9 protein-coding genes are annotated in these 12,944 nt (G+C 72.2%); 5 read left to right on the top strand and 4 right to left on the bottom strand.

Annotation, left to right across the window (positions count from 1 at the left end; all coding sequences use genetic code 11):
• The first annotated feature begins 175 nt into the window (after positions 1 to 175).
• The 3 genes from AB0I10_RS17465 (at position 176) to AB0I10_RS17455 (ending at position 3,951) form a co-directional block, all read left to right on the top strand.
• Positions 176 to 1,855, top strand: coding sequence for a glycoside hydrolase family 13 protein (locus tag AB0I10_RS17465; protein WP_363153338.1), 1,680 nt, complete (start codon positions 176 to 178; stop codon positions 1,853 to 1,855).
• A 23-nt stretch (positions 1,856 to 1,878) separates the two neighbouring features.
• Positions 1,879 to 2,928, top strand: coding sequence for a LacI family DNA-binding transcriptional regulator (locus tag AB0I10_RS17460; RefSeq protein WP_363153337.1), 1,050 nt, complete (start codon positions 1,879 to 1,881; stop codon positions 2,926 to 2,928).
• A gap of 255 nt (positions 2,929 to 3,183) precedes the next feature.
• Entirely contained in the window at positions 3,184 to 3,951 is a 768-nt protein-coding gene (locus AB0I10_RS17455; protein ID WP_363153336.1) for a phosphatase PAP2 family protein, read from the top strand.
• 237 nt (positions 3,952 to 4,188) lie between these two features.
• Here the strand turns inward: AB0I10_RS17455 and AB0I10_RS17450 are convergent, their stop codons facing one another.
• The 4 genes from AB0I10_RS17450 to AB0I10_RS17435 all read right to left on the bottom strand — a co-directional run bounded on the left by AB0I10_RS17450 (position 4,189) and on the right by AB0I10_RS17435 (position 10,466).
• Positions 4,189 to 7,227, bottom strand: coding sequence for a bifunctional [glutamine synthetase] adenylyltransferase/[glutamine synthetase]-adenylyl-L-tyrosine phosphorylase (locus AB0I10_RS17450; RefSeq protein ID WP_363153335.1), 3,039 nt, complete (start codon positions 7,225 to 7,227; stop codon positions 4,189 to 4,191).
• 22 nt (positions 7,228 to 7,249) lie between these two features.
• A complete protein-coding gene (gene glnA / locus AB0I10_RS17445) occupies positions 7,250 to 8,611 on the bottom strand; it encodes a type I glutamate--ammonia ligase (RefSeq protein WP_363153334.1) in 1,362 nt (453 codons plus the stop codon).
• A 173-nt stretch (positions 8,612 to 8,784) separates the two neighbouring features.
• Positions 8,785 to 9,654: an alpha/beta hydrolase gene (locus AB0I10_RS17440; protein WP_363153333.1), complete on the bottom strand. Its 870-nt coding sequence runs from the start codon at positions 9,652 to 9,654 to the stop codon at positions 8,785 to 8,787.
• A complete protein-coding gene (locus tag AB0I10_RS17435; RefSeq protein WP_363153332.1) occupies positions 9,651 to 10,466 on the bottom strand; it encodes a DUF998 domain-containing protein in 816 nt (271 codons plus the stop codon). The genes AB0I10_RS17440 and AB0I10_RS17435 overlap by 4 nt, the downstream gene beginning before the upstream one ends.
• Before the next feature lie 247 nt (positions 10,467 to 10,713).
• Here AB0I10_RS17435 and AB0I10_RS17430 point away from each other — a divergent pair, with 247 nt between their 5' ends.
• Both AB0I10_RS17430 and AB0I10_RS17425 read left to right on the top strand, forming a co-directional pair.
• Positions 10,714 to 11,178: a hypothetical protein gene (locus tag AB0I10_RS17430; RefSeq protein ID WP_363153331.1), complete on the top strand. Its 465-nt coding sequence runs from the start codon at positions 10,714 to 10,716 to the stop codon at positions 11,176 to 11,178.
• A 91-nt stretch (positions 11,179 to 11,269) separates the two neighbouring features.
• Positions 11,270 to 12,916: a multicopper oxidase family protein gene (locus tag AB0I10_RS17425; RefSeq protein WP_363153330.1), complete on the top strand. Its 1,647-nt coding sequence runs from the start codon at positions 11,270 to 11,272 to the stop codon at positions 12,914 to 12,916.
• Positions 12,917 to 12,944: the final 28 nt, after the last annotated feature.

The raw sequence follows: 12,944 nt of genomic DNA, 5'->3' as shown, positions 1-12,944 counted from the left end.
AAAATTGCTGCAAGAAACCCGGAACAAATTGCAACGCTATGGCCGGAACAGCACCCTCCTACCCCCCTCTCCCCCGTCACCCCGCGCCCGCCCGAGCGTTGATTCCTTGAAGCCCTCGTGACTCTTCAAGCACCAGCGACTGACGTATGACTCTTGACCTCGACAGGGACGGCAGATGACCCAGGAGCTCACTTCCCCCAGCCCCGCCCCCCAGGCCCCCGGACCGGGCCGAGGTCCGGAGTGGTGGCGCGACGCCGTCATCTACCAGGTGTACGTCCGCTCCTTCGCCGACAGCGACGGCGACGGCATCGGCGATCTGCGCGGCGTGTGCCGGCGGCTGCCGTACCTGAAGGACCTGGGCGTGGACGCCGTCTGGCTCACGCCGTTCTACGCCTCGCCGCAGGCCGACGGCGGCTACGACGTCGCCGACTACCGCGCCGTCGACCCGCTCTTCGGCAGCCTCCAGGACGCCGACGACCTGATCCGCACCGCCCACGAGGCGGGCCTGCGGGTGATCGTCGACATCGTGCCGAACCACACCTCCGACCAGCACCCCTGGTTCCAGGACCCGGAGCTGGCCCGGCAGCGCTACCTCTTCCGCCCCGGCAAGGGCGAGCACGGCGAACTCCCGCCCAACGACTGGGAGTCCGTCTTCGGCGGCCCCGCCTGGACCCGCACCGACCGGGGCGACTGGTACCTCCATCTCTTCGCACCCGAGCAGCCCGACCTCGACTGGGACAACCCGGACGTCCACGCCGAGTTCGCCGCCATCCTGCGCTTCTGGCTGGACCTCGGCGTGGACGGCTTCCGGATCGATGTCGCCCACGGCATGGTCAAGGCGCCCGGCCTGCCGGACATCGGCCGCGGCGAACAGGCCAAACTCATCGGCTCCCAGGTGCTCCCGTTCTTCGACCAGGACGGGGTGCACGCCATCCACCGCTCCTGGCGCCGGCTGCTGGACGGCTACGACGGCCACCGGATCGGCGTCGCCGAGGCCTGGGCCCCCAGCGTCGAACGGCTGGCCCTCTACGTCCGCCCCGACGAGCTGCACCAGGCGTTCAACTTCCAGTTCCTGAACGCCGGCTGGCAGGCCGACGCGCTGCGCTCGGTCATCGACGCCTCGCTCGCCGCCACCGCCTCGGTCGGCGCCCCCACCACCTGGGTGCTCTCCAACCACGACGTCGTACGGCACACCACCCGCCTCGGCGGCAGCCTCGACCGCGCCCGCGCCGCCACCCTCCTGATGCTCGCGCTCCCCGGTTCCGCCTACCTCTACCAGGGCGAGGAACTGGGCCTGCCGGAGGTGACCGACCTGCCCGACGAGGTCCGCCAGGACCCGGCCTTCTTCCGCGGCGGCCGGGCAGCCGGCCCCGGCTGCCCAGGCGGCCCCGCCGGCCCCGGCACCGACACCGAGGCGGCCCCCGACGGCCTCTCCGGCAGCAGCGGCCAGGACGGCTTCCGCGACGGCTGCCGGGTGCCGCTCCCCTGGTCCGGCGAGCTGCCGCCGTACGGCTTCGGGACCGGCGGCAGCTGGCTGCCGCAGCCCACCGACTGGCGCGGACTGACCGTTCAGGCCCAAACGGGCGACCGGTCCTCCACCCTGGAGCTCTACCGCACCGCACTCGACCTGCGCCGCCGGCTGCCGGGCCTCGGCGACGGGGAGATGAGCTGGCAGCCGGCCCCCGACGGGCTGCTCGCCTTCACCCGGCCCGGTGTGCTGTGCACCGTCAACACCCTCGGCCACGACGTCGAGATCCCGCTGCCGGGCAGCCCGCTGCTCGCCAGCGTTCCGGTGACCGTCAACGGCGGCGCGGCCGTGCTCCCCGGCGACAGCTGCACCTGGTGGGCAATCTGAGACGCGAACGGTACAGTCCACCCATGACCGCCCGACTGGCCGATATCGCAGCGCAGGCGGGTGTCAGCGAGGCCACCGTCAGCCGAGTCCTCAACGGCAAGCCCGGGGTCTCCGCCACCACCCGCCAGTCCGTGCTCGCCGCCCTCGACGTACTGGGCTACGAACGCCCGCTGCGGCTGCGGCAGCGCAGCGCGGGCCTGGTCGGCCTGATCACCCCGGAGCTGGAGAACCCGATCTTCCCGGCGTTCGCCCAGGTCATCGGGCAGGCGCTGACCCGCCAGGGCTACACCCCGGTCCTCGCGACGCAGACACCGGGCGGCTCCACGGAGGACGAGCTGACCGAGATGCTGGTGGACCGCGGCGTCGCCGGCATCATCTTCGTCTCCGGGCTGCACGCCGACACCTCCGCCGATATGCAGCGCTACGAGCAGCTGCGCGGCCAGGGCGTGCCGTTCGTCCTCATCAACGGGTTCTCCGACAAGGTCCAGGCGCCCTTCGTCTCGCCCGACGACCGCGCCGCGGTGCAGCTGGCCGTGACGCATCTGGTGGCCCTCGGGCACCGGCGGATCGGCCTGGCCGTCGGCCCCAAGCGGTTCGTCCCCGTCCAACGCAAGATAGAGGGCTTTCTGCGCAGCGTGCAGGAGCAGCTGGACCTCGGGCCCGCCGAGGCGGAGGAATACATCCAGCACTCCCTCTACACCCTGGAGGGCGGCCAGGCCGCGGCCGGCGCGCTGATCGACCGGGGCTGTACGGCCATCGTCTGCGCCAGCGACATGATGGCGCTCGGCGCGATCCGCTCGGCCCGGCAGCGCGGTCTGGACGTACCGCGCGAGATGTCCGTCGTCGGCTTCGACGACTCGCCGCTCATCGCCTTCACCGACCCGCCGCTGACCACGATCCGGCAGCCGGTTCCCGCGATGGGACAGGCGGCGGTACGCGCACTCCTGGAGGAGATCGGCGGTACGCCCGCCCCGCACAGCGAGTTCGTCTTCCATCCCGAGCTGGTGGTCCGCGGTTCCACCGCCTCGGCGCCGAAAGCGGCGAGGGTCCCCAAACCGCTCCGGTCTCCCTGACACCGTTCCGGTCCCCCTGAGGGGCGCGCGCCTCTGATGGTTCCCTCACACACCCCTGAAAATTGTGGGGGTGCGGTGTCCGCCTTGAGGCCGATATGGGCCATCGAATACCCGACCGAAGGATGATCGGCGATTCGCCGCTTTCTGGCAGACTGTCTGCCTATGGGCGATGCGAATGTGAGGACTTTGGACGGCCGGTCGGCCCCCCCGTCACCCAAAGGGGAAAGCCCGGACCACTCGTCGGACGGCGGCCGGATGGCCCGGCTGCGGACCCCCCGTACGCCCCGTCTCTGGTTCGAGATCCTGCTGATCGCGGTGAGTTACTGGACGTACTCCCTCATTCGCAACGCGGTGCCCGAGCAGCAGGCGCAGGCGCTCAGGAACGCCGACTGGGTCTGGCGGGCGGAGCACTCCCTCGGCATCGCCGTGGAACACACCATCAACCACGCGGTGAATTCCGTGACGTGGCTGATCGTCACGATGAACTACTACTACGCGACCCTGCACTTCATCGTGACGATCGGAGTGCTGGTCTGGCTCTACCGCTGGCACCCGGGGCGCTACGCCGCGGCCCGGCTGGCCCTTTTCGCCACCACCGGTGTCGCCCTGCTCGGCTACTACTTCTACCCGTTGGCGCCGCCGCGGCTGATGCCCGACGGCGGTTTCGTCGACACCCTGATCAAGCACGAGACCTGGGGCTCGATGGCGTCCGGCAATCTCGCGTCGATGTCCAACCAGTACGCCGCGATGCCGTCGATGCACATCGGCTGGTCGCTGTGGTGCGGCATCACCATCGCCATGCTGGCCGGCCCGTTGTGGGCCAGGGCCCTCGGCCTGCTCTACCCCACCGTGACACTGCTGGTCATCGTCTGCACCGCCAACCACTTCTGGCTGGACGCGATCGGCGGCGTCCTCTGTCTGACGTTCGGGTTCGGGGTGGCGTTCGTCTGGTACGGGTCACTGCCGCATCGTCTGACGCAGTATGTGACGGCGCCGGACAAGAGCCTTCTGAAGACGGCCTGAACGGACAACGAAGGCCCACCCCCACCATCTGCAACCACCCACCCACGGGAGGGGCCGGACCGCAGGACGGAGTCCGGAGGTCCGGCACCGCGGCCGAACAGCCCCGCGCAGCGGCAACAGCCCACACCAGCCACAACGGCGGGACAGCCAAAGACGGCCCAGGCAAAGCGCAGCGGACGGCGGGACAGCCGAAAACGGCGAGCAACCAAGACGGCCCAGGCAAAGCGCAGCGAACCGTCACGCCCCGTAGAAGATCTCCTCCACCACGCCCCGCGCCCGCCGGGTGATCCGGCGGTAGTCGTCGAGCATCTCCCCCACGTGGCCCTCCTCGTAGCCGAGGTAGCGGCCCACCGCCGCCAACTCCCGGCCGTCGACCGGAAAGGTGTCGCCGGGGCGGCCGCGGACCAGCATCACCGCGTTGCGCACCCGCGCCGCCAGCACCCATGCCTCGTCCAGGATCTGGGCGGGCTCGGTGTCGATCAGCCCGGCGGCGTGCGCGGCGGCCAGCGCCTCGCGGGTCCGGGTGGTGCGCAGCCCCGGAAACTCCCAGCCGTACTGCATCTGGAGGAGCTGGACCGTCCACTCGACGTCGCTCAGGCCGCCACGCCCCAGTTTGGCGTGGGTGGTCGGATCGGCGCCGCGCGGCAGCCGTTCGGACTCCATACGGGCCTTGAGCCGGCGGATCTCGCGGACCGCGTCCTCACCGAGTCCCTCGGCCGGGTAGCGCAGCGGGTCGATGAGATCGATGAAGCGCTGCGCCAACTCGGCGTCCCCGGCGACCGGTTCGGCGCGCAGCAGCGCCTGCGCCTCCCACACCAGCGACCAGCGCCGGTAGTAGGCCGCGTACGAGGCGAGGGTGCGCACCAGCGGGCCCGACCGGCCCTCCGGGCGCAGGTCCGCGTCGATGGGCAACGGCGGGTCGGCGGAGGGGAGTTGGAGGAGCCGGCGCATCTCGTTGGCGACGGCCTGGGCGGCTTTCGCGGCGTCCTGTTCGTCGGCGCCGTCGCGCGGTTCGTGCACGAACAGCACATCGGCGTCCGAGCCGTAGCTCAGCTCATGGCCGCCGAACCGGCCCATGCCGATCACCGCGAAGCGGGTGGGCAGGGTGTCGCCCCACTGCTCGCGGACCGCGGCGCGCAGGGCGCCGGCGAGGGTCGCGGCATTGAGGTCGGAGACCGCGGAGCCGACCGCGTCGATGGCGTGGCCGTGGTCCTCCTCGGCCGGGGTGCCCTCGGTGCCGTACGCGCCGATCAGGTCCGCGGCGGCGGTACGGAACAGCTCGCGGCGGCGCACCCCGCGGGCCACCGCGACCGCCGCCTCGGCGCCGTCCGCGCGGCCGACCGCGGCCAACACCTCCTGCTCCAGCGCGGCCCGGCCGCGCGGCTGCAGCCCGTCGGGCGCGCCGAGCAGCGCGACCGCTTCGGGGGCGCGGAGCAGCAGGTCGGGGGCGAGCCGGCCGGCGGACAGCACCCGGGCGAGGTTCTCGGCGGCCGCGCCCTCGTCGCGCAGCAGCCGCAGATACCAGGGCGTCCTGCCGAGCGCGTCGGAGACCTTGCGGAAGTTGAGGAGTCCGGCGTCCGGGTCGGCGGAGTCCGCGAACCAGGCGAGCAGCACCGGCAGCAGCGTCCGCTGGATCGCGGCCTTGCGGGTCACGCCGGACGCCAGCGCCTCCAGGTGGCGCAGCGCGGCGACCGGGTCGGCGTAGCCGAGGGCCTCCAGGCGATGGCCGGCCGCCTTGGTGGACAGCCGGGTCTCGCCGGTCTCCAGATGCGCGACGGCGTCCAGCAGCGGCCGGTAGAAGAGCTTCTCGTGCAGCCGGCGCACCTCGCGGGCGTGCCACTTCCACTCCTTGCGGAGGCTGTCCACCGGCTCGGTGCGCAGCCCCATCGAGCGGCCCAGGCGCCGCAGATCGGCCTCTTCCTCGGGCATCAGATGCGTACGGCGCATCCGGTGCAGCTGGATGCGGTGCTCCAGGGTCCGCAGGAAGCGGTACGCGGCGTCCAGCGCGGCCGCGTCCTGCCGGCCGACATAGCCGCCGGCGGCCAGTGCCCCCAGGGCCTCCAGGGTGGTGGGGCTGCGCAGCGTCGCATCGCTGCGGCCGTGCACCAACTGGAGCAGCTGGACGGCGAATTCGACGTCGCGCAGCCCGCCGGGGCCGAGCTTGAGCTCGCGGTCGACCCGGTCCGCGGGGATGTTGTCGACGACCCGGCGGCGCATCTGGCGGACATCGGCGACGAAGTTCTCCCGCTCGGCGACCTGCCACACCATCGGTGACAGCGCGTCGACGTACTCCTGGCCCAGCTCCAGGTCGCCGGCCATCGGACGGGCCTTCAGGAGCGCCTGGAACTCCCAGGTCTTGGCCCAGCGCTGGTAGTAGGCGAGATGGCTGCTCAACGTCCGCACCAGCGGACCGTTGCGGCCCTCGGGACGCAGATTGGCGTCCACCGGCCAGATGGTGCCCTCGGCGGTGACGTCCGAGCAGACCCGCATCATGCGGGAGGCGAGCCGGGCGGCGGACTGCAGCGCCTTGCCTTCGTCGCCTTCCCGGCCACCGGCCTCTCCTTTGGCCTCGGCGACGAAGATGACATCGACGTCGGAGACATAGTTCAGCTCACGGCCGCCGCACTTGCCCATGGCGATGACGGACAGCCGGCAGACGGCCGCGTCCCCCGGCTGCTCCTCGTACGAGATCTGCAGGGCGGCCCGCACCGTGGCGGTGGCGAGGTCCGCCAGCTCTGCCGCGGCCTCGGCGACATCGGTCGTCCCGCACACATCGCGGGCGGCGATGCCCAGCAGGCACCGGCGGTAGGCGGCGCGCAGCGCGTCGGCGCGGGAGAGTCCGGCGCCCCGCTCGCCCCAGATGCCCTCCGCGAGGGCCTGCTCGAACTCCGGGGTGGTGGGGTGCAGATCGACGGACTCGTAGGTGACCAGCGAATGCCAGTCCTGCGGATGCCGGGCGAGATGGTCACCGAGCGCCTCCGAGGCGCCCAGCACCCCCAGCAGCCGGTCGCGCAGCGGCTTGGCCGTGACGATGGTGCTCAGCATCGTCTGCCGCTCGTCCCCGTCCAGGGCCTCCGCCAGACGGGTCAGGCCGAGCAGCGCGAGATCGGGGTCCGCGGTGGCGCTCAGCGCTTCGAGGAGCGCCGAGTCATCGCGTACGGAGGCGAATTCGGGGGCGTCGAGCAGCCGCCCGGCCGCCGAGGGGTCGGTGAAACCGTGCCTCAGCAGCCGGGTGAAAGCGCTGCTCCGCCGTCCCTGCGGAGCGGGTAGTGCCATGGGGTGCGGCCTCCCGGAAGGCTCAGAGCACGGGCAGCATCTTGCGCAGCTCGAAGGCGGTGACCTCGGAGCGGTACTCCTCCCACTCCTGCTTCTTGTTGCGGAGGAAGAAGTCGAAGACATGCTCGCCGAGGGTCTCGGCGACCAGTTCGCTGCGCTCCATCAGCTCGATGGCCTCGCCGAGGTTCTGCGGCAGCGGCTCGATGCCCATCGCCCGGCGCTCGGAGTCGGACAGCGCCCAGACGTCGTCGTCGGCGCCGGCCGGCAGCTCGTAGCCCTCCTCGATGCCCTTGAGTCCGGCCGCGAGCAGCACCGCGTACGACAGGTACGGGTTGGCGCCGGTGTCGATCGAACGGACCTCGACCCGCGCGGAGCCCACCTTGCCGGGCTTGTACATCGGGACGCGGATCAGCGCGGAGCGGTTGTTGTGGCCCCAGCAGATGTACGAGGGGGCCTCGCCGCCGGCGCCCGCGGTGCGGTTGGCGCCGCCCCAGATGCGCTTGTAGGAGTTCACCCACTGGTTGGTGACGGCGGAGATCTCACCGGCGTGCTTGAGCAGTCCGGCGATGAACGAGCGGCCCACCTTGGAGAGTTGGTACTCCGACCCCGACTCGTGGAAGGCGTTGCGGTCGCCCTCGAAGAGCGAGAGATGGGTGTGCATGCCGGAGCCGGGGAACTCCGAGAACGGCTTGGGCATGAACGTGGCCTGCACGCCCTGCTCCAGCGCGACCTGCTTCATGACCAGCCGGAACGTCATGATGTTGTCGGCGGTGGAGAGCGCGTCGGCGTACCGCAGATCGATCTCCTGCTGGCCGGGCGCGCCCTCGTGGTGGCTGAACTCCACCGAGATGCCCATCGACTCCAGCATGGTGATCGCCTGGCGGCGGAAGTCCATGCCGACGTTCTGCGGGGTGTGGTCGAAGTAGCCGGAGGAGTCGGCCGGGCTCGGCCGGGAGCCGTCCACCGGCTTGTCCTTGAGCAGGAAGAACTCGATCTCGGGGTGGGTGTAGAAGGTGAAGCCGAGGTCCGAGGTCTTGGCCAGGATGCGCTTGAGGACATAGCGCGGGTCCGCGTACGACGGGGAACCGTCCGGCATCAGGATGTCGCAGAACATCCGGGCGGTGCCGGGGGCCTCGGCGCGCCAGGGCAGGATCTGGAAGGTGCTCGGGTCCGGCTTGGCGATCATGTCGGACTCGTACACCCGGGCGAACCCCTCGATGGCGGAGCCGTCGAAGCCGATGCCCTCGTCGAAGGCCTGCTCCAGCTCGGCCGGGGCCACCGCCACGGACTTGAGGAACCCGAGTACGTCGGTGAACCACAGCCGGACGAAGCGAATGTCGCGCTCTTCCAGCGTCCGGAGCACAAACTCCTGCTGCTTGTCCATGGGTCACCAATCCTTGCAGGTCAATCGGCCTGTCCACGCCCGTCGATCAACGTGCGTGGCACACCAGTATCACGTGAGGGGGTTACCGTCACATTACGCACCCTTGGCCTGAATCAGAACCGCCGGGCCGTGACCCCCGCAACCGGAGGGCCCGGACCGCTGCCGTGGTCCGGTCAGAGCTGCGCCAGTACGGCGCGCGCCACGGCGTCCGGCGCGTCGGCCATCACCAGGTGTCCGGCGGGCGCGGCGACCGCGAAACCGCCGCCCAGCTCCGCGGCGAGCGCCCGCTGCCGCTCCAGCCAGCGCAGTTCGCGCGCCGTCTCGCTGCCGCCGTAGGCCGCCAGGACCGTCACCGGCACCGCGGGCATCGGGTGGCCGGGGCGCAGGGCGGCGAGTTCGGCGGCCTGGTACGGGTACGTCGCGTTCTCCAGGGCGCAGGCCCGCAGCACCCGGCTGGTGCGGTACCCGGCGTCTTCCCAGGGGTGCCGCGGATGGCTGTGGACGGTCGTGGCGCGGTCGATCAGACGGCGGGTGGCGGGGCCGAGGGCGCGCGGGATTCCGGCGGCGGAGAGGGCGGTGGCCACGCCGCCCGCCCAGGCCGTACGGACCGTGCACGGCAGCAGCGGCCGCGGATTCTCCTCGATGCTGCCGTCCACCAGCACGAGCCCGGCGCAGCGGTCCGGGTGCAGCCGGGCGAACGCCTCGGCGTGGAAGCCGGCGAGCGAGTGGCCGACGACGGTGGCCGGGCCCGGGTGGCCGAGCGCGTCCAGGAGGCGGGCGATCCGGTCCGCCTCGGCGGCGAGGGTGGGCGGCGCGGGCGCCGGGGCGCTCAGGCCGAGACCGGGCCGGTCGAAGCGGACGACCGTACGGTGCGGAGCGAGCAGCGCGGCGACCGCGTCCCAGTCGAACCAGGCCATGCCGAGGCCGCCACTGAGGACGCACACCGGGCCACTGCCCTCGGACAGGACATGCAGCGGTATGCCGTCGACGCGGAGGAGCCGGCCGGGGGCGCGGAGGGGGGTGTGGGAGAGGCGTCTGCTCATCGGTGCGCCTCCGGATTGCCGGTCTCCCGATTGCCGATCGCCGGATTGCGCGCCTCCGGTTCGTCGGGCTCCGGGTTGCCGGCCTCCGGGTTGCCGGCCTCCGGTTCGCGGGGCTCCGGTTCGCGGGCCACGCACCAGGCGAGCAGGGCCACGTAGAGGGCGACCAGCAGGACCTGGAGGCGCTGGCCGGCGCCGAGAGCCCAGGTGCCCTTGCCCGTGGTGAAGGCCGCGACGGACGCCAGCGTCCAGAACGTGGCGGCGAATTCGGCCAGCACCAGCGGCGGCCCGAAGCGGCCGAGCAACGGCCACCGGTCGTAGCGGCGGGCGGCGAAGGTCAGCAGGACCAGGGCGGCGAGCGCGCCGACCATGGCGAGGGAGCTGCTGATGGCGTGCGCGGTGTGGGTGGCCGGCACCAGGCCGGCCGTTTCGCGTGCGGCGCATGCCGGGTCGCTGGTCGGCGCGCAGCTCAGCGGCAGCCGGGAGTCGACGGCGGTGGCGGCGCCGAAGAGCGCGAGCGCGCCCCAGCCTGCCGTCGTCCAGGGCCGACGACAGGACCTGCGCTCCAGCGTGAGCAGCGCGGTCAGCGCACCGGCCAGCACCAGCAGGCCGGCGACGAGGTCGGTGGCCCGGAAGACACCGCCGAGCGGCTGGTCGGCGGCAGCCAGCTCGCTGACGTACGCCTGCACGGGGTTGAGGCCGGTGGAGACCACCACCTCCAGGACCCATGCGGTGTACGCGGTGGCGCCGAGCAGCAGCGGTACGGCGGCCGCCCGGCGGCGGGAGCGGACGGTACGGGGCGGGGTCACGGACATCCTGGTGGTCGGGTGGGCCCGGCCGGTGGCACGGACGCCGGGTGAGCCGGTGGCGCGAAAGGCCAAGGATAGGCGGGCAGTCGACGGCAATGCGGCGATACCTGCGCAAAGGGCGGCGGGTGGTGAGCCGGGGCTGGAGGGCCATACCCCTAGGGGGTAGGGTGCCCGAGGAGCCCGTCAGCGCGGTTCCGCCAGAATCCGTAGGAGGATCCGTCGGAGGAGTCCGGCGTCCCGTCGAGAGGTCGCGATGCGCGAGCAGCAGAGGCGCGAGCAGGGGAAGGCCGCCGCTTGGTGCGGCCGGCTGCTGCTGTTCGCCGCGCTGATCGCCGGCATCGTCACGATGCATACGTTCGGGCATCCGGCGGGCGGACACGGCGGGCACGCGACGCTCTCGGCGCACTCCATGGCCGCCCCTCCCATGGCGGCGCACGCCACGGCGGGCCACCCGATGGCGGCGCAGCCCACGGATCACCCCACGGCCGACACCGACGGCGGCGGCGCCATGGACCCCGGCACCGTCTGCCGGGCCGTGCTCTCCTTCTGGGCGCCGGTGCTTCTGGTCCTGCTCGGCGCCGGAGTGCTGCTCGGGCAGGGCGGCCGGCACGCGGGTCTCCTGGCCGCCTTGCGCGCCCTGCTGCTGCGCGGCCTGCGGGGGAAACCGCCACCGCCCCGCCGCAAAGCCCTCGCCCGGTTGTCGGTGCTGCGCGTGTAGGAGCGCCCCCGGCCGTCGACGCCTGCCCGCGTCCGCGGCCCCGCGCCCTCACCACTTCACCACCGACACCCTCGCGAGGTGCTCTCCAACCATGCGTACGCACTCAGAACACTCCACGCACTCCACGCACTCCCGCCGCGCTCTGCTCGGCGCGGGTATCGCCGTCGCCGGCGGCGGCCTGCTGGCCGCTTGTTCCACCGGGGACTCCGGCTCCCACGCCGGCATGGACGGCATGGACCACTCCGGCTCGGGCGCCGCCCCGGCCGGATACGTCTCCCCCGACGGCCCCGAGGTCGCCGCCGCCGAGAAGAAGCGCGGCGCGGGCCCCGTACGGAAGGTCTCGCTCACCGCCACCCCGGCCCGGCTGGAGCTGGGCGACCGGACCGTCAAGTCCTGGGCGTACGGCGGCGACCTGCCCGGCAAGGAGGTCCGTGTCACGGCGGGCGACACGCTCGCGCTGACCCTCGCCAACCACCTCCCGCAGTCCACGTCCCTGCACTGGCACGGGCTGGCACTGCGCAACGACATGGACGGCGTCCCCGGACTGACCCAGCGCGCCATCAAGGCGGGCGCCTCCTTCACCTACCGGTTCGCGGTCGCGCACCCCGGCACGTACTGGCTCCATCCGCACTCCGGCGTGCAGCAGGACCGCGGGCTGTACGCGCCGCTGATCGTCGAGGACCCGAAGGAGCCGCTGTCGTACGACAAGGAGTGGGTCGTCGTCCTGGACGACTGGGTCGACGGGGTGGACGGCAGCACCCCGGACGCGGTCCTCGCCGAGCTGCGCAAGGGCATGGGCGGCGGCTCCGGCCACGGGGAGAAGGGCGGCATGGACCACGGCGATATGGACCGCGGGGACATGGGCGCCATGGACATGGGCGAGGGGGGCCACCAGGGGTCGAGCGGGCCGTCGCGGATGCTGATGGGCGCCACCAGCAAGTGGCTGGGGGGCGACGCCGGCGATGTGGATCACCCGTTTCACCTGGTCAACGGCCGTACGGCCAAGGACCCGCAGACCTTCCGCGCCAAGCCCGGCGACCGTATCCGGATCCGTTTCATCAACGCGGGCGGCGACACCGCCTACCGCGTCGCACTCGGCGGCCACACCATGACCGTGACGCACACCGACGGCTTCCCCGTCGAGCACGCCACGTCCGATGCGCTGCTGCTGGGCATGGGCGAGCGCTATGACGTCCTGGTCACCGCGAAGGACGGCGCCTTCCCGCTCACCGCGCTCGCCGAGGGCAAGAAGCGCTCCGCGCTGGCCGTGCTGCGCACCGGCGGCGGCGCGGCGCCCGGACCGTCCGCCCGGCCCGAGGAGCTGGACGGGCGGCTGCTGACCGCGGACCGGCTGAAAGCCGCAGAGTCCGTACGAACGACGCCCCGCCGGCCCGACCGCACCATCAAGCTCGACCTCACCGGCTCCATGGCGGCGTACGACTGGGCGATCAACAAGAAGCCGTACCAGGCGTCACAGCGGTATGCGGTCCGGGCGGGCGAACGCGTCCGGCTCTCGTTCCGCAACCGCACCACGATGTGGCACCCGATGCATCTGCACGGCCACACCTTCGGGCTGCCGGGCGGCGGTCCCCGCAAGGACACCGCGATCGTGCTGCCCGGCCGCACCCTCGACGTCGATTTCGATGCCGACAACCCCGGCCTGTGGATGATCCACTGCCATAACGTCTACCACTCGGAGTCCGGGATGATGACGGTCCTCGGCTACCGGCAGAAGTAGCACCGGGCGCAGAAGTTGCAGAAGTAAG

The sequence above is a fragment of the Streptomyces sp. NPDC050636 genome (genome assembly GCF_040654775.1).
Taxonomy (GTDB): domain Bacteria; phylum Actinomycetota; class Actinomycetes; order Streptomycetales; family Streptomycetaceae; genus Streptomyces.
Note: the sequence above shows the minus strand (reverse complement) of the source record. Positions and strands in the feature narration are given on the sequence as shown.